Genomic DNA, 21,375 nt, shown 5'->3' on the forward strand with positions numbered 1-21,375 from the left:
AGCTTGATGTGCGAGATGGACTTTAGTCTTACACCCTAGTGGTGTCTCAGCAACGCTCAAGTTGGGCCAAAGTTACATCTGACGGCAGTCGCGATAGCTGTGCGTGGAACAATTCAGCAGCCGCGATAGCGTCGGTTAAAGCATCATGTGCCTCGTAGTTTGGCAGACCATAACGGCCACGACTTGGACCCAAACGATAGGCTTCGCCGCCAACGAGATTGGGATTGAGTTTTTTCTCCAGCGCGAGCGTGCAAATTGATCGGACTGGCAGATATCTTCCGTAGATCGATCTAGAAGCTCGCTTTAGCGCCTCGATTTCAATCGCAGCTGCGTGAGCGACCAGGATCTTTCCGGAAAGCTCGCTGACCAGGACCTCAATTACATTCGCTATCGGCTCACCTTTAGAGGCACGCTGCTCGCCAATGCCGTGAATAGTGACAGCGCGCGCATTGAGGTTTGCATCACTGCGAATGTCGAAAGCCTGCGCACCGCCCATTGTCAGCGATCTGCCTGAAAATCGCACCCAACCAGCTTGCAGTAGATGCGCGTCCCTTTGCAGGCCATCTAGCTCAAAATCGAGCGCGATGAATTGCGTATCGGACGCCGCACAGTCGCGCTCTGGCCATTGAGCAGCAGCGTAACTTCGCAGGACGTCATGATCGCTTGCGGCCAGAGAGCGCAGCTGCCGATCGAACCGCCAGCGAGCAAGCATTTCAGGCGATACCGCCAGCAAAATTGCGCGTGAGCGCATCAACGCCGCGACGGATAACCGCGAAAGCATCCTTCAGATAATCGCGCTCAAGCGATGAGAGCGAATACGGCGCTATCAGGTTATCCGGGCGCTCGCCCTGCTGCACCTGACGAGCCTGATGCGCGATGCGCAGCTCATTCACAAACAGCATTGCATCGCTGAGACTTTGCGCGTCATCGCTGCTCAGTTTTCCGGCCTCAGCCAAGGTCTCAAACCGTTGTTGTGTGCCAACAGCAGTGCTGCCGTGCGCCAACGCATGCGTTCTTGCGATGTCGATGATCGGCATGATGGCCTGCGACTTAGCATCGAACACTTTCTCGCCATCATCAGACTTTTCAAGCACGAGATTGCGAAAGATACCGAGCGGCACTTTGGTGCGCAGCGCATCTCTTGCAAGGTAACTAATGAAGATGCTGGATGCCGCCGCTTTCGCGACCACTTCGCTGCGCAAGGTCCGCACCAGATTCGCTTCACCATAGACGCAGCGCATGTCGAAGAAGATTGTCGCCTTGAGAATTCGGTCTTCGGTCGGTTGTGATATCCAGTGTTCGTAGCGCTGCAGCCATCCGCGTTTCGTCAAGCGTTGATCAGCGTTCTTGGCCATGATCCCGCCCTCGCAAAAAACATAGCCGCACGCGTCAAGCAGATCGGAAATGCGGGCACCCAGCGCTTCAAAATATGCCGCGCCAGTAGCATCGACGTCTTGCGCGATAACAAGTCCGCTATCTTGGTCAGAGCCGATCAATTGCTCGCGCCGCGCAAGTGATCCGAACGCCACCAACGCATATGGGCAAGGCGGCTCGCCAAATTCTTGTTCAGCCAGTTCTACCGCGCGGCGATGCACCGCCTCGCCAAGAGCCGACGTGAACTGCATGGTTTGGCTTGCATGGAGCCCCGAGGCAGTCATGGCCGCAAAGCTTTCAGGCACATATTTTGCTGCCTGAATCAATTCTTCGGCTGAAACCGAGCGAGAAATTGCAGTGCCAGTATCGATTGCGTTGCTGCCAATTGCCGAGAGAATGTCGGTCGCACTCAGTATGCCTGCGAGCTTGCCGTCTTCGCCGATCATGGGGATGTGGCGGAAACCTCCCGCCGCCATCATCGCCATCGCGTCAGCCGCCGTATTCTCGGTCGACAATGTCCTGGGTGAAGGCGTCATCACGTGACTGATGGGCTTATCCAAAGCCACACCTTCAGACACGACACGATTGCGCAGATCCTTGTCCGTGAAGATACCACATAGCCCGTCGGGATCGCATAGGGCGAGTGTGCTGACGTCATGCCGGTTCATCAGGTGAACGGCATCGGAAATGGACGTTTCGGGCGAACTCGAAACTGGTTTCGTATGGCTGATCAGACTGCCTACCCGTTTGGTATCAAGTTCAAAAGCTGCTGGGCGCTGGCGTTGTCTTAGTGCGTGCCTAAGCCGTATTGCTTCGTCTTCCGCGAAGAACTGGCGAAAACTCGGAACCTGATCGCGAAGGGTATGAAACTGCTTGGCGGGGATCGCATAAAGCAGCGTGTCTTCACTCGCGATAGTCGAGTTATGCACTTCGCCACCGCGCAACAGCGAGGGATAGGCAAAAGTGCTCCCTGCCCCCAACCGCGCAGTAAGCTCTTCCCCAGCCAAACGAAGCTCAACCGCGCCTGATCTAACAAGGTAGAGAAATGCGTTCTGTTCGCCTGCGGTCAGTATCTCGGTCCCGGCTTTGGCGTATTGCACTTCCAATTTGCGAGAAAGGGACGCGATTTGCTCGCGCTCCAGAAACTCGAATGGGGCGACCTGCTCCAAATAGCGGGCAATCGTGGCGATTTCGCTGGTCATACCAGCGAGACTACTGGCTTTGGTGCCTAATAGATATGCGACCTTGGTCGCAGTCCGGATTTATGCGGTAAAGCTAACCGTGGCTGGCAAGAAACCCTTTGATCGCCGACACTGCCAACGGTTCGTCCAAAATCGGAGCATGACCGCGTCGGGGAATTTCCACGTTCTGGAATGGTCCTGCATGCCTCTGGCCCATCCGGTCCACGGTTTCAGGCAAAAGAATGTCGCTACTCTGTCCCCTGATCACCAGCACTGGCATATCGGTCAGCGCCTCCCACAAGGGCCAAAGATCGGGTGGAGCTGTCGCGGGATCATCTTGGCCAACTCCCTGCGATATTGCTGTATCATAGGCGAATTCGATCCGACCGTCGCCTAATTCGAGGCAGGTTCGTTTGGCGAAATCGAGCCAGTCAGCTTCGGTCATCCCGTCTAGTGCGGATGCGTTTATCTCCTTGCATCTCTCCGCTGCTTCGCGCCAATCCGCCATCGGTTCATCTGTGCCGACATAGCTGCCAATTCGCGCAAGACCCGCTTCATGCACATGGGTCCCGACGTCGTTGAGAACGATCCCGGCGATCCGTGCAGGCTCTTGTGCGCCCATTACCATCGATATCAAGCCGCCCATCGATGTGCCGACACAGACGACTTTGTCGACCCCGCAGCGATCGAGCAATGTCCACATATCAGCGGCGTAGACATCGGGACGATAGTTCCCGGGGTCAGGATCGAATTGCGACAAGCCCCGACCGCGCTGATCCGGCACGATAATCCTGCGATCCGAGCGCAACGCGCGGATCAGCGGCTCAAAATCCGCGCCATTGCGCGTCAAGCCGTGCATCATCAGCAAGGGCAGCTTGTCCGCCTCCTTTGGAACAGCGGCATAGTCGCGGGCAAACAGTTTGAGCCCGCCATCGGCACTTACATAATGCAGCGCTTCAAATGGGCGCTGATCTGGCATACCCGCGCCTGATCAGAACCGCACTTCGCCAGTCACGTAGAACCGTCGTGGGTCGCCGTAAAAGCCGGTGAGCGTGCCTTCGAGCCCGAGCGTCGGCGTAAAAGGCACGCCGCCTGTTCCGCCCGCGACAAAGTTGTAGCCAGCCACAATGTAGCGTTTGTCGAATAGGTTCTTGCCATGCACTCCGATTGAGAAACGATCCTCATCGTCGGTATAAACGATACTTGCATCGACCAGTGCAAAGCCGTCCTGATCGAGAAATGGATTGGGCGTTTCAAACTGGCTGGCATCGCTGCGCAACGAGACCGAACCAAGAAAATCGACTATCCCCGATGCAACCGGAAGCCCCAGATTAAATCCCATATGCGCGGTGACATCCGGCGTGTTCTGGAAAACACGCTCATCAGCGACATCCACTCCGAAAGCGTCGATGAAAGTGTTGTATTCTGCATCGAGCACGCCAAGCGACCAATTCACGTTCAAGCGGCTACCCACACCGGCAAAATCGCGCCCCACCAGGGCGCTACCCTCGAATTCGATGCCGTTGACATCCGCACTCGCGGCATTCGACGTGATCCCGATAAAGCTGTCATTGACGCCGTCACCCGTGGTGTCCACACCCACGGACCCGGGAATTTGCACATCGTCATAGCTGCCCAAGAACGCGGCGAGCGAGATGTTGAGGCGGTTATCCAGCAACGATGCCTTCCAACCCAATTCGAAACTGTCGACCGTTTCGGGATCGAAGCTGAGAAATTCGAACTGATCATCGAAATCGACGTCGCCGTCTCCGTCAAGATCCGGCGCTGCACTGGTTTGTCCACGCGGGTCGAACCCGCCTCCTTTGAAACCGCGGGAATAAGTAAAATAGATATTGTGATCGGCATTGGGCTTCCAGCTGATCGAGGCGCGCGGAGAAAAGTCCTCGAAGGTCCTGCTGCCCTCAAAGTCCGAGGTAACCGCAATGGGCACAGCCGTTGATGGACCGAATAGGTCAGAGAAACCGCCGATGAAGGTCGTACGCAGCACCCGGCTGGTGCGTTTGTCGTTGGTGTAGCGACCGCCAAGCGAAACGGAAATCTGATCAGTCAGCTCATATGTGAAGTCGCCGAAAATCGACCAGGTTTTCGTATCCACATCCCCCAACGTCTGAGCATTTAGCCCAGGCAAAGAAATCAGGTCACCCGTAGTGAATAGCGCGACGTCGAATGCAGTGAAGGCGTTTGCGTTCAAATAGTAAGCGCCTAGAACGCCCGAAAGCCGGTCGCCTTCATAGAGCAACTGCAATTCCTGGCTAAACTGGTCGTTCTCATAGATTGCCGGGACGTCGAGATCGGCGGCCGGCAGGCTGTCGAAATCGATCGGAGTGGTCGAGCTGTCTTCGCGGTAGCCGGTGATCGACTTGATCGTCAGCGTGTCCGACAAGTCAAGCGAGATATTAAGCGCCCCGCCATAGGCCTCCACTTCCTGATCGACGATATTCAATCCTGCTCGCGTGTCGAAAACATCGTCAAGCACAGGTGCGCCGCTGAAGAGGCCAGGGATGAGCCGCGTACCTTGCCGCGCCTCGCTATTGTCTTTCACGTAGTCGCCGGAAAGGCGAACGAAGAGCGGACCATTGTCGAACTCGATTGTGCCGCGGGCGGCCCAGACATCCTTGTTGTAGTTCTCTGTACCGAGGTTGAGATTTTCGCCGAAGCCGCCCCGCGAAAGCCGGGCGCCGCTCGCACCGATCTTTAGGCTGTCGCTGATCGGAGCCGATGCGGTGAGTATAAGATCGGCCTGATCGTATGAGCCATAGGTTCCACGAATTTTCAGACTCGGATCATCGGGCAACTGGGCCGTCACATATTTGATCGCGCCTCCGATTGTGTTGCGACCGTAAAGGGTGCCCTGAGGCCCGCGTAAGACCTCAATTCGTTCCACATCATAGACATCGAGAACGGCGGCCTGCGGGCGGTTAAGGTAGACATCATCGACATAGAGTCCGACACCAGCCTCGAATCCGGCAACAGGGTCCTGTTGACCCACGCCGCGAATAAAGGCGGTGAGCGTCGTGTTGGTGCCGCGGCTCACTTCCAAAGTGATATTCGGCACTTCTTGGGCAATCTGGGTTATTTCTTGAGTACCCTGGCGCGCCAACTGGTCACCGGACAGCGCTGTCAGAGACACCGGGACGTCAATCAGTCTTTCCTCCCGACGCCTGGCAGTGACAAGAATGACACCTTCCGCTTGATCCGCCTCGTCTGCGACATCAACTTCTGCCTGCTCTTGCGCATGGGTTGGCGCAGCAAGCAGGGCAAGCCCTGCGCATCCTGTGAACAAGAGCGCACGCATCTGAAATTTGCGGTCTGTCATTTTCTCTACTCTCCCGAATAAACTCTCTGCGACCCCATTATTGAAAGTTGAACCAACTTTCAAGTTATGCTTGCGCACGACCTATCGCCAGCGTAGTCGTTCGTGACAAGGGGATAGTACATGAACGCGCCGAAAGACACTCAGACAAAGGTGGAAGAGGCAGGCAAGTCCGAAGCGAAAACCCCCGAACCGAGCGTGGTCGCAAGACGCTACGCAAGCTGCTTGATGCCTCGACGGTCGAGTTCGGTGCCAAGGGTTTCCATGAGGCGTCCGTGAGCTCGATCACGCGAAGAGCCGGCGTCGCGCTGGGCAGTTTCTATACTTACTTCGATAGCAAGGAAGCACTGTTCAAAGCTTTGGTCCATGACCTGAGCGGCCAAGTCAAATCTTCAGCGGGTCAAGCAGTCGAAGCGTTGCAGTCGAGGCGCTCACCAACAGCGTTTGAAGTGGAAGAGGCTGCGCTAGCGAGTTTCTTGGATTTTGTCCGCGAACATAAGGAGATTTACCGCATCATCGACGAATCCGAGTTTGTCGACCCCAAGGCATATCGTGCTCATTACGAGGCAACTGCCTCGAGGATCCATGGACGCCTTCGTGCTGCTGCCGATAAAGGCGAGATGCGCAGCGATGTCGACGAAGCCCATGCATGGGCGCTGATGGGAATGAACGTCTTTCTTGGACTTCGCTATGCGGTCTGGGCCGATGATAACGAGCAGACCAGCGTCGAAAAAGTCGCTCGATCAATTCTCGAACAAGGCCTGAAGCGTTAGTTCATATTCGCCTCCAGTCCCGCATACTCTGGGACCTTCCCCCGGAAACCCAAAAATCTCTTTGATTCCAGAAATTGGTGGCGGAGAGGGTGGGATTCGAACCCACGGTACCCATAAGGCACAACAGTTTTCGAGACTGCCCCGTTCGACCACTCCGGCACCTCTCCAAATCCCCGACTTTGCCTCGAATTCGCCTGAAAGCGGTCGCTGGCCAGCCTGCGGGAAGCGCGCGCGTTAGCGCAGGCAAGTGCGCTTGCCAAGTGGTGTTTCGTCGCAAAACTGGGGAGCGAATTGGCCAGACGCTTGTTTTGCGAAAATGGAGGTCCATATTCGCCGCATGGAAAGCGCTCAGTTCTTCTCCAGCCAAGCTGGCCGTACGCTCACCGCCCCCCGTCAATTGCACTCGCGTTTTGGAATCGGGGATGTCGTGTGCCACCGCCTGTTCGACTTTCGCGGTGTAGTTTTCGATATCGACCCGGTCTTCGCCAATAGCGAAGAGTGGTACCAGTCGATCCCGGAAGATATCCGGCCGCGCCGCGATCAGCCTTTCTATCACCTGCTCGCTGAAAGCAATGACGAGAGTTACGTCGCTTATGTGAGCCAGCAAAACCTGGTGGATGACGCGAAGGGCGGGCCGATCAACCACCCGACCGTACCTCAGCTCTTCGAGCAGTTCAAAGATGGTCGCTATCAGATGCGGCGCTCGTTGACACACTAAGGCGCGTGATAGCTAGCTCTTCAGCTTCCAGCCGGATTTCAACACAGAGTAGACGGCCACGCCCATCACCGCATTGAGTATGGCAATCCCCACAGCTGCCCACATGACGGCGCTGTCTGGCCCAATGTCGCTGCGCCCCAAGAAGCCATAGCGGAAGCCCGAGATCACATAGAAGAACGGGTTTGCGCGGCTAATCGCCTGAAACGCCGGAGATAGATTGTCGATCACATAGAACGTGCCAGACAGCAGCGATAGCGGAGCGATTACGAAATTGCTGATCGCCGCGTTGTGATCGAATTTTTCTGCCCAGATTGAGGTAGCAAGCCCAAGGATGGCAAGCATCACTGCTCCCATCAGGCCGAACCAGATGACCGCCCACCAGTGCACCGGTGCGAGGGTCACGCCCGGCCACAGCAGCATGGCGAGCGACACGGCTCCGCCAACCGCTAGTGCGCGCGTCGCCGCAGCGCCCACAATGGCCGCCATCAGCTCGCCGGGCGACAGCGGAGGCATCAGATAGTCAATGATCGTCCCCTGTATTTTGCCGCCGAGCAGCGAGAAAGAGGAATTGGCGAAGGCATTTTGCATCATGCCCATCACGATCAGTCCCGGCGCGACAAAGCTGGCAAAGCCCACACCCAAGACCTCACGTCCGCCCCTGCCCAACGCGACCGTAAAAATCACAAGAAACAGCAAAGTCGTCACCGCAGGTGCCCAAACAGTTTGCGTCTGCACCTTGAGAAACCGCCGAACCTCCTTAATATAAAGGCTCCACACCCCAACGCGGTTTATCCCGGTAATAATTGGAGTTCCGCGCGGCGGAAACCGGACTGCAGCAGAAGCGCTGTCGCTGTCCGAACTGTTTCCCGCTCGAACGCCTGATTGTGCTTGATCGGCCATATGTGCAGCGGTTAGGGCGATGGGAGAAGGCTTGCAAGTGCGCTCGTTCATGGCGCGCTCGCAAGCAACAGAATTGACTTGCGATGCAACACCCCATCGGGAATGCATCGCCGCGTAAAAGACGCGATCGAAACGGAATGGAGTTTCAATGGCTTGGACTGATGAGCGCATCGCTACGCTCAAGAAATTGTGGGAAGGCGGTTCAACCGCCAGCCAGATCGCCGAAGAGCTGGGCGGGGTCAGCCGCAATGCTGTGATCGGCAAGGCGCATCGCCTTGGCCTGAAATCGCGCCCGTCGCCGGTGAAGGCGAAGGACAAGAAGAAGGTCGCCAAGAAAGCGGCTCCCAAAACAACGGCCAAGAAAGCTCCAGTCAAACTGGCCAAGCCAGCGGCGAAACCTCCCGCAAGTCAAAGCGCGTCTGCTCCGGCCAAACCCGCAGCAAGCGCACAAGCAGGCGGCAGCGCGGTGCCTTCGCAGCCCGTGCCTAACCCGACGCCCGATCTGCCCAAGATTGTATCGATCGGCCCTGGAGGCTTTCAACGGCAAGGACCAGGCGATCAGCAAGCGCCGATTCCCCCTGCCCCGCCGCGGCGCTTGGTCCCAGCCAAGCCTAGCCCGGATATTGCCGACAAGACGAGCCTGCTCGACCTGTCGGAAAAGGTATGCCGCTGGCCGATGGGTCACCCGGGTGAGCCAGACTTCCACTTCTGCGGCGAAGACGTAAACCCCGGCTTTCCTTATTGTGTCGAACATTGCGGGCGGGCATATCAAGCACAGCTGCCTCGTGGCGCGCGCAGACCCCCTCCACCCTTGCCATTTGGCGGCCCTCGCGTCCGTTAAGGTAATCCGCCAGCTGCATTAACCCGATCTCAGACTTTGCATTGCAGTATTGCTTCGCAAAGGATGAGGTGAACGTGCCGCAGGATGATGCAGAGAACGGCTTTGAACGTCTCGATCGCAAGATCGGGATTGCCTACAGTCGCGCCATGGCCTGGATTTTCCTAATCCCTGGCGGTTTTTTGTTCGCTCTGACCACATTGAATAGTGATAACTTCAGTATCGCCACGCACTGGCCCGGACTGTTGACGTCGGCCCTGCTCTTTGTGTGGGCGCGCTTTTGCTTCAAGTCGCGCGAGGGTATGCTCAGCATTCTGTCAGACGTGGGCACCAACCAAAAGAAGCCCTGACAACACGAACGAGCACATGCGTCGCGGATCAGTTCTTGTCTTTCTCCGAAGCGCCAGCCAACAGGGCGGGCCAGTTTTGCTTTGGAGAGTACCATGCCGATTTCACTGTACGCTGCCTTCGTTCCGAGTGCCCGCCAGATCCTCCAAGGGATGTCGGGACTCGTCGACAAGGCGGAAAACTACGCGAAGGAGAATGGGCTCGAGCCGAGCGAGCTTTTCGAAGCGAAGCTTGCTGAGGACATGTGGAACCTGCCTTGGCACGTGCGCGCTTGCTGGATGCACACCGCCTATCCCTTTGATCAGTTCAAGACTGGCGAGTTCACCCCGGACTTCACGGATCTGCCAGACAGCTGGGATGCAATGCGCGAAATGCTGGCAGACGCCATCGCCAAGCTTGATGCAGTGACAGTGGAAGAAGTTGATGCCGTGGCCGACAAGACAATTGGTTTCGTACTCGGAGGCAAGCGGTTGATGGAATTAAAGGGCCAAGACTTCCTGCTCAGCTTCAACCAGCCCAACTACTATTTCCATGCAACGACGTTTTACGACATCTTGCGTATGAAAGGCCTGCCGCTTGGAAAGATGGATTTTATGGGGCCATTGCGCCTCGCAGGGCAGTAATATGCACAGATTACATAGCGCATTGGGCGCTTTCGCGGCGTCCGCATTTCTCGTCATACCAACAGCAGCATTGGCCGATGTTCCTGATCCTGTTCGAGCAATGATCGATGCGGCGATCGAGAGTGGCGATGCCAACGCGGTCGCAACTGTGATCGACCTTGCGAAGAAGACTAACCCCGAAGACATAGCCGAGCTTGATGCGATCCAAGCGGAATTCGACGCGGATCAAGCGGAAATCGCCGCCGCAAAAGCAGTCGCCAAAAAGGAAGAAATCCGCACAGCCGGGCTCTTTGATAATTGGTCTGGCAAGGGCGAGCTTGGCGCATTCCGTTCTACCGGCAATTCATCGAACACCGGCGTGACAGCAGGTCTCGAACTTGGCCGGCAGGAAATCGGATGGGAGCAGCGCTTCCGCTTCCTTGCGGACTACCAGCGCAGCAATGGCGTGACCACGCGCGAGCAATTCCTCGCCGCTTATCAAGCCGATGTCGATTTGAATGACCGTCTGTTCGCCTATGCTCTAGGTCAGTGGGAGCGCGACCGGTTCCAGGGCTTTTCTCACCGCGTTTCGGCATCGAGTGGCCTCGGCTATCGGGTGCTGACCGACAATCCAAGATTGACCGTGCAGGCTGGCCCTGCCTACCGCGTCACGCGCAGCACGACAGGAGAGGTTTCCCGAAATCTCGCCGGCCTCGCGGCGCTGGACTTCGATTGGCAGATTGCCGAGAGCCTCAAATTGACGCAGGATGCGAGCGCCTTCATCCAGTCTGGCAACAGCACATATACGAGCACGACCGGGCTTCAGGCTTCGCTTAGCGACAATCTTTCGGCGCGCATATCCTATGCCGTCGAGCACGACACCAGCCCTCCCCTGGGCGCGGTTCAGACCGATACACTGAGCCGGATTACGCTGATCTACGATTTTTAGGGGTCGCTTCGAGGCTTGGGTCTACGACTTCCTCGCAAACCAGATCGTGTGGTGTGCGCCCTTGTTATTGGGGCGCGAGCGCACGGTGCGCTCCTCAACGTCCAGCCCCGCCTCTTTCAAGCGCCTGCGAAAACCATAATCGGGCGCGGCTGACCAAACCGCGATGATCCCGCCCGGGTTTAGCGCATCGCGCGCTTTGCCAAGGCCAGTGCGCGAATAGATGCGGTTATTGTCCGCCCGTACCATTCCATCGGGGCCATTATCGACGTCGAGCAGGATCGCGTCGAACTTCGCGCACGTCCCGTCATTGGCGTCATCGATCATCGCGGCGACATCGCAGATCTTGAGGTCGAGCCGCGGATCGGAAAGGGTCTCTCCGGTCAGCTCCGCCATCGGCCCTTTGGCCCATTCCACGATTTTGTCCGAAATCTCGGCGACGACAATCTCGCCGCCCTCGCCCGTGCGAGCCAAAGCGGCGCGGTAGGTGAAGCCCATGCCATATCCGCCGATGAGAATGCGCGGAGCATCGTCCGCAAGCCGATCGTAAGTCAGCTCTGCGAGCTGTTCCTCCGAGAAGCGCATCCTTGTGCTCATCAACTCATTACGACCGAGCGCTATGATGAAGTCACGTCCGTGGCTGAACAGTTCCAGTACTTCGCCATCAGGGATCTCAGCTGTATCGATAAGTTCGCGTTTAAGCATGGCCAGCGCCTTAGCGAAGGTTCACGTTCCAAGCCACAGTAACCGGCTTGGTCGCGGAGCACGGTCAACAGAGCTGACCGCAAGGGCCCATGCCCGCCCACAGCACCGGAGGCGCGAGGATGTCGCGAGCGCGGATGCGCTTGCACAAAACAAAACCCGCCGGGATCGCTCCCAGCGGGTTTCTTTGTTCGATCTAGAAGAACTTAGTCCTTCAGGAAGTCAGGCATCGACGCTGGACCGTCGCCGCCCCCGTTTCCACCACGATCGCCGCCGCCATCACGACGCGGACCGCGACCACGACCGCCGCCACCGCGACGATCGCCGCCGCCACGAGGACCTCGATCACCGCGTGGCTTGTTTTCGCGAGGCGGACGGGTGTCTTCTAGCTCTTCGCCTGTTTCCTGGTCGACCACACGCATCGACAGGCGGACCTTGCCGCGCTGGTCGATCTCCAGGACCTTGACCTTTACTTCTTGGCCTTCGGAAACAACGTCAGTGACCTTCTCGACGCGCTCGTTCTTCATTTCGGAGACGTGGACCAAACCGTCCTTGCCGCCCATGAAGTTCACGAATGCGCCAAAGTCGACGATATTGACGACCTTGCCGTTGTAGATCTTGCCGACTTCGGCTTCCTCGACGATGCCTTCGATCCAGGCCTTCGCAGCCGCAATCTCATCAGCGTTTGAAGAGCTGATCTTGATCGTGCCTTCATCGTCAATGTCGACCTTCGCGCCGGTTTCAGCGACGATCTCACGGATCACCTTGCCGCCCGTGCCGATAACGTCGCGGATCTTCGATTTGTCGATCTGCATAGTCTCGATACGCGGAGCGTGCTTGCTGACCTCGGTGCGAGCGCCGGTAAGCGCCTTGGCCATTTCACCCAGGATGTGCGCGCGGCCAGCTTTCGCCTGCTCAAGCGCTTTTTCCATGATTTCCTGCGTGATGCCGGCAACCTTGATGTCCATCTGAAGGCTGGTGATGCCTTCTTCAGAACCGGCAACCTTGAAGTCCATATCGCCAAGATGATCTTCGTCACCAAGGATGTCGGAGAGAACCGCGAAGTCCTCACCTTCAAGGATAAGGCCCATGGCGATGCCCGAAACCGGGCGTGCCAGCGGAACGCCAGCGTCCATCATCGACAGCGCGCCGCCACAGACGGTCGCCATCGAAGACGAACCGTTAGACTCGGTGATGTCTGACAGAACGCGGATCGTGTAAGGGAAGTCCTCAACCGTTGGCAGAACCGGACGAAGCGCGCGGAAAGCGAGCTTACCGTGACCGGTTTCGCGGCGGCTGGTGAAGCCGAAACGACCCACTTCACCGACCGAATAAGGCGGGAAGTTATAGTGCAGCATGAAGTTGCTGTAGGACAGACCTTCGAGACCATCGATCATCTGCTCAGCATCTTTGGTGCCGAGCGTGGTGGTGCAGATCGCCTGCGTTTCACCGCGGGTGAACAGCGCCGAACCGTGGGTGCGTGGCAGCAGGCCGACCATCGCTTCGATCGGGCGGACTTGGTCCAGCTTACGACCGTCAATGCGCGTGCCATCCTTGATGATCGAGCCGCGAACGATGTCGCTTTCGAGCTTCTTCACCAGCTTCAGCGTGCCGAGATACTCGGCAGGATCACTTTCAGCGAGATCGGCAAAGGCTTCGCGTGCTTTTTCGCGCGCCGCGTTGACCGCGTCCTGACGAGCGGACTTGTCAGTGATCTTGTAGGCGGCTTCGAGATCGGCACCGATAGCGTCACGGAGCTTCGCCATTTTCTCGGTTTTGTCTTCGACTGGATCGAGCGACCAAGGTTCTTTCGCAGCCTGCTCCGCCAGATCGATAATAGCGCCGATGACCTTTCGGCTTTCTTCATGCGCGAACATGACCGCGCCGAGCATCTGCTCTTCGGTCAGTTCTTTCGCTTCGGATTCAACCATCATCACCGCGTCTTGCGTGGCGGCAACGACGAGGTCGAGATTGCCATCTTCGCCAAGTGCGTCAGCAACTGTCGGGTTGAGGACATATTCGCCATCATTGGTGTAGCCAACGCGGGCAGCGCCAATCGGGCCCATGAAGGGTACGCCAGAGATAGTGAGCGCTGCCGATGCTGCGATCATCGCAACGATATCTGGCTCGGTCTCGCCATCATAGGAGAGAACCTGACAAATTACGTTGATTTCGTTGTAGAAACCTTCGGGGAACAGCGGGCGGCACGGACGGTCGATCAAACGCGAGGTTAGCGTTTCTTTTTCCGTCGCGCGGCCTTCGCGCTTGAAGAAGCCACCCGGGATCCGGCCAGCTGCAGAGAATTTTTCTTGGTAGTGAACGGTCAGCGGGAAGAAGTCTTGACCTTCTTTGACTGACTTGGCGGCGGTCACGGCGCACAGCACCACAGTTTCGCCATAGGTTGCCAATACGGCGCCGTCTGCCTGACGGGCAATACGGCCTGTTTCCAGAGTGAGGGTTTTTCCGCCCCACTCCAGCGATACGGTTTTCGTGTCGAACATTGATTTTCCTAAAATGACCCGCACGGCCTTATTGCGGTGCGGGGCCTACTGTGCCGGGTAATCCGTCCCGGTCCGGTGTGGGGCGTGGTTTGCAAAGCCCCAAGGCTAGGCTGCCGAATTGCAGCCTGTGCCCCTTTGATAAAGGAGCGCCGTACATTCGAGCGCTCCCCAGATGCGAGAAAGGCGACCCGCTTGGAGCCGCCTTTCTCACGAAACTCTTATTTACGCAGACCCAGTTTCTGGATCAGGACGTTGTAGCGCTCCACATCCTTCTTCTTGAGGTATGCGAGCAGATTGCGGCGCTTGTTGACCATCATAAGCAGACCACGGCGCGAGTGATTGTCTTTGTGATTCGCTTTGAAGTGTTCGGTCAGGTTTTTGATACGCTCGGTCAGAATCGCGACTTGGACTTCTGGCGAACCAGTGTCGCCTTTGGCAGTTGCGTTGTCCTTGATGATTTCTTGCTTACGCTCGGGTGCTACCGACATGTATATACTCTCTTACTCAGCGACATCGGGAAGGTTGAAACCCCTGACCACCTTCGCGGTCCCATCCTGAATTTCCATCAGCGCAATGGGACGAGCATCCAGCATCGCACAATAGAGCCCGGGTGGTTGGGGCAGCTCAGACAAGACCCGGCCCTGTTGGACCGCCTGCGCGTCTGTCTGATCGAGGTGAAGGGCCGGGATGTCGTCCAGCCCTGCCTCTAACGGCAGGAGTAGGTCAGATAGTTGCGCGCCATTAGCGATTTCGTTCAACTTGTCCAGCGAAATCGCATGAGTTTCGAGGAATGGCCCCGCCTTTGTGCGCCTAAGATAGGTGACGTGGCCGCAGGTTCCAAGTGCGTGGGCGATATCGCGTGCGAGGCTTCGGATGTACGTGCCCTTGGAAACGTGGGCGGTGAGCGTGATTTCGTCCGGCTCTTTCGAGCCGTCCGCGATGGTGAGGAAATGGATCGTAACGCTGCGCTTTTTCAGCGCCACTTCCTCCCCTGCCCGCGCGAGATCATAGGCGCGTTTGCCGTCAACTTTGAGCGCAGAATAAGCAGGCGGAATTTGTTCAATCGGGCCGGTGAACTGCGGCAGTGTGGCCTTGATCTCTTCGAGTGACGGCATGACGTCGCTGACCGCGGTCACAGCCCCCTCCGTGTCGAGCGTATCGGTTTGCTCGCCAAAGAGGATGGTGAAGTCGTAAATCTTGCTCGCATCAAGCATTCGCCCCGCAAGCTTGGTCGCCTCACCCAAAGCAATCGGCAGGACGCCTTCGGCCAGCGGGTCGAGCGTGCCTCCATGGCCGACCTTGGTTCTGGAAAAGCCACCTTGCCGCAGGTTCCGCTTTACTGCCGCAACCGCCTGCGTCGAACCAAGCCCGCGCGGCTTATCCAGGATGATCCAGCCGTGGGGCGCGGGCTTCTTATCGCTCATGCCGTCCCGCTAGGCGCTTCGCGCGCGCGCCTCAAGCGGGTTCAGGGACCGGATCCGCACCACCGAGCGAGAAGATCGGCGTTTCACCGTAAACCAGTTTGTTCATGACCAGCGCAGTCGCAATCGAGAGAACCAGCGTGACAGCCATGCCGTGGATGTAATGCGCCGGCTCCCACACCATGCTCCAGAAGCCGTAGAACAGGACGCCTGTGACCACTCCGATCATCGCCGCGCCTGCCTTCACATTCTTGAACAACAGGCACACAGCAAAAGCTGACAAGATTGGCATAGAGAGCAGGCCATAGAGCTGCTGCACTGTGTTGATCAGGCTTTCCTGGCTCGCAAAGAATGGCACCAGCAACAATGCAAGAACTGACATTGCGATGGAAACAATCGCGCTCAGTTTCGCGACAGACTTCAGCCGGTCCACATAGGCCTCGTGAATGTCGCAGACATAGAGCGCCGCCGATGCGTTCAGGATCGAGTTGAAGGTCGTCAGCACCGCCGCTGCAAGCGCAGCTGCGAACGCGCCCGAAAGCCAGACCGGCAACACATCGCCGACGATCCGCCCATAGGCCGCATCGCCCACATCGCCATAGAGCTTGTAAGATACGATACCCGGAATGACGACAATCGCCGGCACGATCAGCAAGCGAATGCCCGCCGCTGTCAGCACGCCCTTTTGCGCCTCTTTGATGCTTGGCGCAGCCATGGCGCGCTGCGTAATCGTTTGATTGGTCGACCAGTAGAATGTCTGGATGAAGATCATACCAGTGAGCAGGGTATGCCACGGGATCGGGCTGTCATTGCCGCCGATCAGCGTCAGGCGATCCGCAGGAATGCCGGTCAGGTCAAAGTCGATCGCTTGCAGGGCGAGGAACACCACCAAAAGCGCCAGGCCAAGGATGAGCACGCCGGAATATGTGTCCGAAACCGCAACCGCCCTCAGCCCGCCGAAAATTGCGTAGCAGGCACCCACGGTCGCGAGCACGACAGAGACGATCAGGAGGTTATCAAGGCCTGTATCGAGCCCGACCATCGAGAGAAGGAATAGCGATCCGCCATAAAGGATCGCCGGTAGGAAGATGAACAGATTGCCGAACAGGAACAGCACGCTGATCAGCGCGCGGATGTTTTTGTCGCCATACTTCTTTTGCAGCAGCTCAGTCGTCGTCGTGCAGTCGTTCTTGTAGTAGACTGGCAGGAACACGAAAGTGAGGATCAGCAGGCCCGCCACAGCGGCAAATTCCCACCACGCAAGCAGCGCCATCTGATTGCCATTCATGCCGATCAGCTGGTCCGTCGAGAGGTTTGTAAGCGTGATTGAGCCAGCGATAAAATACCATTTGAGGCCGCCGCTAGCGAGGAAGTAGTCCTTCTCCCCCTGATGCCGCTCGTCCAATTTGCCCCGGCAATGCAGATATGTTGCAAAAGCGATAAGCGCGGTGATGCCGACGAAGACGGCGATCTGGATCGGATCCATCGAAAACTCTCCTCAAAGCGCCATCTGTCTGGCGCTTCCCTCATTTTCACCTTGTCACAAGTCCGCTTCGACTTGCCAAGCCTTCTAGGCAGCGAATTGCGGATTAAATCTCACAGAAACGGCAAAAGCGGGCACTCCAAAATAGGAATGCCCGCTTTCCCCCTCATCGCATCATGCGACGCTTTGCGTCACTTTATCCTCAGAACTTCGCACGAACACCTGCGGTGTAGCGCGCACCGGTGCGCTCATAAGTTAGCACGCGGTTGCGGAAGCGCGAGAAGTCACGCGTGTCTTCGTTGAGAACGTTAAGACCTTCGACAAAGATCTGGAATTGATCGGTCAGCGCATAGCTGGCTGAAAAGTCCACCTGGCCAAAGCTCTCGCGCTGGCGCGGTTCGCTTTGCACGTCGTTTTCCTGCACCAGGAAGCCGTCACGATAATTGTACGAAACACGTGCCGACAAGCGATCATCCTCGTAGAACGCCGTGAGGTTTACGGTGTGCGGTGTGAACCCGTTGAAGCCGAGGTCGCCTGGAGGCGCGTCGTCCTGACTTGAATTCACATAGGTGTAGTTGACGATGCCGCCAAAGCCGTTTGCAAACGTCTTTTGGAAGGCGATTTCCGCACCGGTAATGCTTCCTGAAAGCCCGTTGCGCTGACGCGTATCCTGGAAGGTCACATCGACCGGTGTATCGACCGTTAGTCCGCCATTGCCAGCCGGGAAGATCACCACGCCCGGCACTGGCAGAGTGGACTCTTCCAGGAAGCCGCCGAGCTCTTTATGGAAACCGGCAACGCTGAAGTAGCTGAGTGGCTCGAAATACCATTCGAATGACACGTCAAAATTGTCCGCTTCAAAGGCGTTGAGCAGCGGGTTACCACCACCGCTCAGCGGCGCATCAGAACGGTACCGCCAAATGTGTTGGCAACACCGAGCGCAGTCAGCGTCGGGCGCGTCACCGTCCGAGCATAGCTTAGGCGCAGAACCGTGTCTTCGGTTGGCTCAAGCTTGAAGTTCACCGACGGCAGGAAGTTCACGTAGTCATTCGGAACCGAGATGTCAGTCGCCGGGCCAAAGACTGTGACCAACTGCGTATCGCCGGGTGTCTCGCGGAATTCGATGACTGGCTGGTCAATACCACTCGACACGACATCGGTGAAAGCAATGCGGAAGCCAATATTAGCCGACCATGGCAGCTCTCCGCCGAAGTCACCGCCCCACTCAGTGTTGAAGTGCGCGGCATAGATCTGCTCTTCAACTGCGAAGCTGCCGCCCGGATTGAACGAAGGCGTGTAGATGCCGAGTACCGGATCCAGCCCACCGCTGTTCAAATAGTTGATCAGCTCAGCAGTGTTACCACCTGTGCGATCAGCGTTTTGCAGGTTGGCGATGCTGTTTAGCTGCGCGAAGGCATCTGCAAAGCTGGCAGTCAAAATGGTGGCTGGAACGGTGTTCGCACCTTGGACACCGCTGAGGAAGTTGTCGAAAGCGAATTCGCTCAAGATCGAGGTGTCAAACGGCACTGTGTAGCCGCAATAAGCGCAGAAGATTTGCGCCGCAGTCAGGCTTCCGAACCCTGGATCAGCAAAGTTGTCGAACACATCCTGCGTCTTTTCACGATCGGTATAGATGCCGCCAAAGGTTATCGACTGGAGCGGACCTGCGTCCACTTCCCACTCACCATCCAAGCGGATTTCAAAAACTTCGTCTTCGACGCGCGTGCGGTTGACGTTCACAAAGTGCAGGCGCTGAATGTCACGATCGACAAAGTCAGCTGCGTTAATGTTGGTGATCGTCGAAATACCGCTGGTGTTGACCGATTCAATCAGCGGCGAAGTAGGCGCAAGCGCACCGAGCACTACGAACGGATTCGTGCCATCGCGGGTCGCACGCGACCACGACACATCAGCGACGAAGCTGAGGCTATCGCTGGCTTCAAACTCGAAGTTTCCGCCAAATGCCAATGTTTCTGCTTCGCGGTTGTTCGAGGTGAGCACGTTATCGTTCTGTGACAAACCAACGATGTCGGCGATGTCAGGGTTACGCGTGCCGAAATCGATGCTTGGCCGGCTAAACGAGGTTACCGTGCCATTGGCATCGATCTGCGGATCAAGGAATGGCGGGCTGAAAAAGCCGGAGAACTGCTGGTCGAATGAGTCGATCTCAAGCTTCGAATATAGGCCGTCGAAAGTCGCGGTGAAGCTATCCGATGGTGCGAATTGCACCGCACCGTTGAGCGTCAGGCGGTCACGATCCTGCTCGTCGCGGCTGAAGATAACCTGTTGCTGCACACGAGCGCCCTCGGGCAGCGCGCCAATGTCAGTCGTTTGCAGACCGGTTGAGCTCTCTGGTGCGAAGATCGCGGCATCGCCCTGACGCAGAGCATAGCCATTGGTGATGTTGCGGTCGATCTGAGCGTTGCGGCGCTGGTATGAGCCGCCAAACAGGACACCGAACGTATCGGTCGAGTAAGACACAACACCGGAGAGATCGAGGCCAAGATCTTCGCTCAGATTCTCGTAGATACCCGCCGCCGACAGCGACACATTAAAGCCAGGGCGATCCAGCGGCTTGGCAGTGGTGATGTTTACCACCGCACCAATACCGCCCGATTGCAGGCCGGGCTGTGAAGACTTGTAGACTTCAGCGGTTTGGATGATGTCTGCGGCGAGCACGTCGAAAGAGAATTCCCGACCGGGATTGTCGGTCGCAAGCGTACGGCCATTGAGCAAAACCGCATTGAATTCCGGACCGAGGCCGCGAACCGTAATCGACTGGCCTTCGCCGCCGGAACGGTCAATCGCAACACCGGTAATGCGCTGAAGCGCCTCTGCAACGTTCTGATCCGGGAACTTGCCGACGTCTTCGGCCGAGATTGCGTCTACGACAACTGAGCTGTCTCGCTTCAGGTTGATCGAATCTTCGAGGCTTTTCTTAAAGCCGGTGACGACGATGACGTTTTCGTCGCCATCGACAGTTGCGGCTTCGCCGTCCTGCGCAATGGCTGGTGCTGATGTCGCAATGGCAGCTATCGCCGCAGACTGAGCCCAAAGTGCCCGCTTCGAAATTCTCATAGCCTATCTCCCTTGGCTTATCTCTCTTTTGGCAGAATGCCGCGCAGAGTGATGAAAGCCATGGGCAGATTGGATCGGCATGAATTTTTTGGGATTAGATCGCTTAACGAATGGAAACGTAACGCAAGATGTGTATTAAATATGCCACGATTGCTCTGAGGGGCTATTAGGGCACCTTCACCGTGCTATGGTACACCTCCCAAATGTTCAAATTCGCGCTGGCCACGGCCAATTCGCGACCTGTATTCAGATGGTGACCAGCCGACCGATTTGCTGAATTGGCGACTGAAGTGATATTCGTCGCAAAAGCCCAGCTCATCCGCAATATCGCGCAACAGCACCCCAGGCTCGTTCAACATGTCGCACGCCTGTTCCATCAACAGGCTTGTTCGGTATCGCCCTGGCGACCGCCCAGAGAGTTTGCGGAAGCGCTTTCGAAAAGCCTCGTAGGATTGGCCCATTCCAGCAGCGGCTTCACGAACGTCCATTTGGCTCGCAATGGCAGCCTTTGCGCGCTCCAGCCACGCAATATCGTCGCCAAGATCCTCAGCCCCGGCCTGCGTGATATCAGCGAGCAATTCCTGCAAGCGGATCGATTCCCGCAGCAATTCGATTTCCGAATGAGCCTGCGGCGCGTTGATTATGGAAAGTATGCGATCACGCCAAAAATCCATTGGCTTCAGCGGTATAACAGGCCGGTCCCGATCAAAACATCCGCCTTCGCGCCACATGTCGAACACCGGCCCTTCAAACACAAGATAGAATTCGTCCCAACTGTCTCCTGGCCTCGGGCCATACCAGTGCTCCACCCCCGGATAGACTAAGATCGCATCGCCTGCTTCCACTTTACAGGACATGCCGGTTTCATCGCGATAGCTTCCTTCACCGCGGGTCACATAAACCAGCGTAAAGTGTGGCAGCGTCCTTTTAGCTGTCAGGACCCCGACACCTTTGTTGAGAAAGCAAGCAAGTTTTATCCCGCCGATTGGCGAGAGATGCAGGTTTTGTTTATAGACTTTCTCTTCCCACATAATCCTATTCATTCCATTCCGTATTGAGCGTTTACCAAAAAATTCATGCCTCTCCAAATCCCAACTTCACAAACCAGACAAATTGCTAAAAATGTTCTCCCGGGCAAAGCGCTCAGACTGCGGTTTGCAAGAGAGGATGGATAGC

General features: G+C 56.9%; 19 protein-coding genes and 1 tRNA gene. 6 read left to right on the forward strand and 14 right to left on the reverse strand.

Going from position 1 to position 21,375, the window contains the following annotated elements; translation table 11 throughout:
* Nucleotides 1-46: 46 nt before the first annotated feature.
* The 4 genes from ACZ1GU_RS10920 to ACZ1GU_RS10935 all read right to left on the reverse strand — a co-directional run bounded on the left by ACZ1GU_RS10920 (nt 47) and on the right by ACZ1GU_RS10935 (nt 5,892).
* A complete protein-coding gene (locus ACZ1GU_RS10920; RefSeq protein WP_472648017.1) occupies nt 47-751 on the reverse strand; it encodes an exonuclease domain-containing protein in 705 nt (234 codons plus the stop codon).
* Nucleotides 714-2,576 (reverse strand): putative nucleotidyltransferase substrate binding domain-containing protein, encoded by a 1,863-nt coding sequence (locus ACZ1GU_RS10925; protein ID WP_472648018.1) that lies wholly within the window; start codon nt 2,574-2,576, stop codon nt 714-716. The genes ACZ1GU_RS10920 and ACZ1GU_RS10925 overlap by 38 nt, the downstream gene beginning before the upstream one ends.
* Before the next feature lie 73 nt (nt 2,577-2,649).
* Nucleotides 2,650-3,534 carry an alpha/beta fold hydrolase gene (locus tag ACZ1GU_RS10930; protein ID WP_472648019.1) on the reverse strand — a complete coding sequence of 295 codons (885 nt, stop codon included), beginning with the start codon at nt 3,532-3,534 and terminating at the stop codon, nt 2,650-2,652.
* 12 nt (nt 3,535-3,546) lie between these two features.
* Nucleotides 3,547-5,892 carry a TonB-dependent receptor gene (locus ACZ1GU_RS10935; RefSeq protein ID WP_472648020.1) on the reverse strand — a complete coding sequence of 782 codons (2,346 nt, stop codon included), beginning with the start codon at nt 5,890-5,892 and terminating at the stop codon, nt 3,547-3,549.
* A 113-nt stretch (nt 5,893-6,005) separates the two neighbouring features.
* On the opposite strand from ACZ1GU_RS10935, the gene ACZ1GU_RS10940 reads away from it, so the two are divergent.
* Nucleotides 6,006-6,662, forward strand: a complete 657-nt coding sequence (locus tag ACZ1GU_RS10940; protein WP_472648764.1) for a TetR/AcrR family transcriptional regulator — start codon at nt 6,006-6,008, stop codon at nt 6,660-6,662.
* Between the two features lie 78 nt (nt 6,663-6,740).
* Here the strand turns inward: ACZ1GU_RS10940 and ACZ1GU_RS10945 are convergent.
* Nucleotides 6,741-6,829, reverse strand: a tRNA-Ser gene (locus ACZ1GU_RS10945).
* 170 nt (nt 6,830-6,999) lie between these two features.
* Here ACZ1GU_RS10945 and hspQ point away from each other — a divergent pair.
* A complete protein-coding gene (hspQ, locus tag ACZ1GU_RS10950) occupies nt 7,000-7,380 on the forward strand; it encodes a heat shock protein HspQ (protein ID WP_472648765.1) in 381 nt (126 codons plus the stop codon).
* A 12-nt stretch (nt 7,381-7,392) separates the two neighbouring features.
* Here hspQ and ACZ1GU_RS10955 read toward each other — a convergent pair whose 3' ends face one another.
* Nucleotides 7,393-8,280, reverse strand: coding sequence for an ABC transporter permease (locus ACZ1GU_RS10955; protein ID WP_472648766.1), 888 nt, complete (start codon nt 8,278-8,280; stop codon nt 7,393-7,395).
* Nucleotides 8,281-8,428: 148 nt separating this feature from the next.
* Between ACZ1GU_RS10955 and ACZ1GU_RS10960 the strand changes: the two genes are divergently transcribed.
* The 4 genes from ACZ1GU_RS10960 to ACZ1GU_RS10975 all read left to right on the forward strand — a co-directional run bounded on the left by ACZ1GU_RS10960 (nt 8,429) and on the right by ACZ1GU_RS10975 (nt 11,017).
* Entirely contained in the window at nt 8,429-9,121 is a 693-nt protein-coding gene (locus tag ACZ1GU_RS10960; protein WP_472648021.1) for a GcrA family cell cycle regulator, read from the forward strand.
* 74 nt (nt 9,122-9,195) lie between these two features.
* A complete protein-coding gene (locus tag ACZ1GU_RS10965; protein ID WP_472648022.1) occupies nt 9,196-9,468 on the forward strand; it encodes a hypothetical protein in 273 nt (90 codons plus the stop codon).
* Nucleotides 9,469-9,561: 93 nt separating this feature from the next.
* Nucleotides 9,562-10,089, forward strand: coding sequence for a DUF1993 domain-containing protein (locus ACZ1GU_RS10970; RefSeq protein ID WP_472648023.1), 528 nt, complete (start codon nt 9,562-9,564; stop codon nt 10,087-10,089).
* Between the two features lies 1 nt (nt 10,090).
* Nucleotides 10,091-11,017 carry a DUF481 domain-containing protein gene (locus tag ACZ1GU_RS10975; RefSeq protein WP_472648024.1) on the forward strand — a complete coding sequence of 309 codons (927 nt, stop codon included), beginning with the start codon at nt 10,091-10,093 and terminating at the stop codon, nt 11,015-11,017.
* A 21-nt stretch (nt 11,018-11,038) separates the two neighbouring features.
* Here the strand turns inward: ACZ1GU_RS10975 and ACZ1GU_RS10980 are convergent, their stop codons facing one another.
* The 8 genes from ACZ1GU_RS10980 to ACZ1GU_RS11015 all read right to left on the reverse strand — a co-directional run bounded on the left by ACZ1GU_RS10980 (nt 11,039) and on the right by ACZ1GU_RS11015 (nt 21,242).
* The gene (locus ACZ1GU_RS10980; RefSeq protein ID WP_472648025.1) at nt 11,039-11,719 is read right to left on the reverse strand and encodes a spermidine synthase; all 681 of its coding nucleotides are present in this window, start codon (nt 11,717-11,719) and stop codon (nt 11,039-11,041) included.
* Between the two features lie 203 nt (nt 11,720-11,922).
* Nucleotides 11,923-14,217 (reverse strand): polyribonucleotide nucleotidyltransferase, encoded by a 2,295-nt coding sequence (gene pnp / locus ACZ1GU_RS10985; RefSeq protein WP_472648026.1) that lies wholly within the window; start codon nt 14,215-14,217, stop codon nt 11,923-11,925.
* A gap of 218 nt (nt 14,218-14,435) precedes the next feature.
* Nucleotides 14,436-14,705 (reverse strand): 30S ribosomal protein S15, encoded by a 270-nt coding sequence (gene rpsO, locus ACZ1GU_RS10990; protein WP_472648027.1) that lies wholly within the window; start codon nt 14,703-14,705, stop codon nt 14,436-14,438.
* Nucleotides 14,706-14,717: 12 nt separating this feature from the next.
* Nucleotides 14,718-15,641, reverse strand: coding sequence for a tRNA pseudouridine(55) synthase TruB (truB, locus tag ACZ1GU_RS10995; protein WP_472648028.1), 924 nt, complete (start codon nt 15,639-15,641; stop codon nt 14,718-14,720).
* Nucleotides 15,642-15,672: 31 nt separating this feature from the next.
* Entirely contained in the window at nt 15,673-17,124 is a 1,452-nt protein-coding gene (locus ACZ1GU_RS11000; protein ID WP_472648029.1) for an SLC5 family protein, read from the reverse strand.
* A 199-nt stretch (nt 17,125-17,323) separates the two neighbouring features.
* The gene (locus ACZ1GU_RS11005) at nt 17,324-17,962 is read right to left on the reverse strand and encodes a hypothetical protein (protein WP_472648030.1); all 639 of its coding nucleotides are present in this window, start codon (nt 17,960-17,962) and stop codon (nt 17,324-17,326) included.
* A gap of 50 nt (nt 17,963-18,012) precedes the next feature.
* Nucleotides 18,013-20,199, reverse strand: a complete 2,187-nt coding sequence (locus ACZ1GU_RS11010) for a TonB-dependent receptor (protein WP_472648031.1) — start codon at nt 20,197-20,199, stop codon at nt 18,013-18,015.
* A 185-nt stretch (nt 20,200-20,384) separates the two neighbouring features.
* Entirely contained in the window at nt 20,385-21,242 is an 858-nt protein-coding gene (locus tag ACZ1GU_RS11015; protein WP_472648032.1) for an AraC family transcriptional regulator, read from the reverse strand.
* Between the last annotated feature and the right edge of the window lie 133 nt (nt 21,243-21,375).

The sequence above is a fragment of the Erythrobacter sp. HA7-11 genome, from assembly GCF_055693605.1.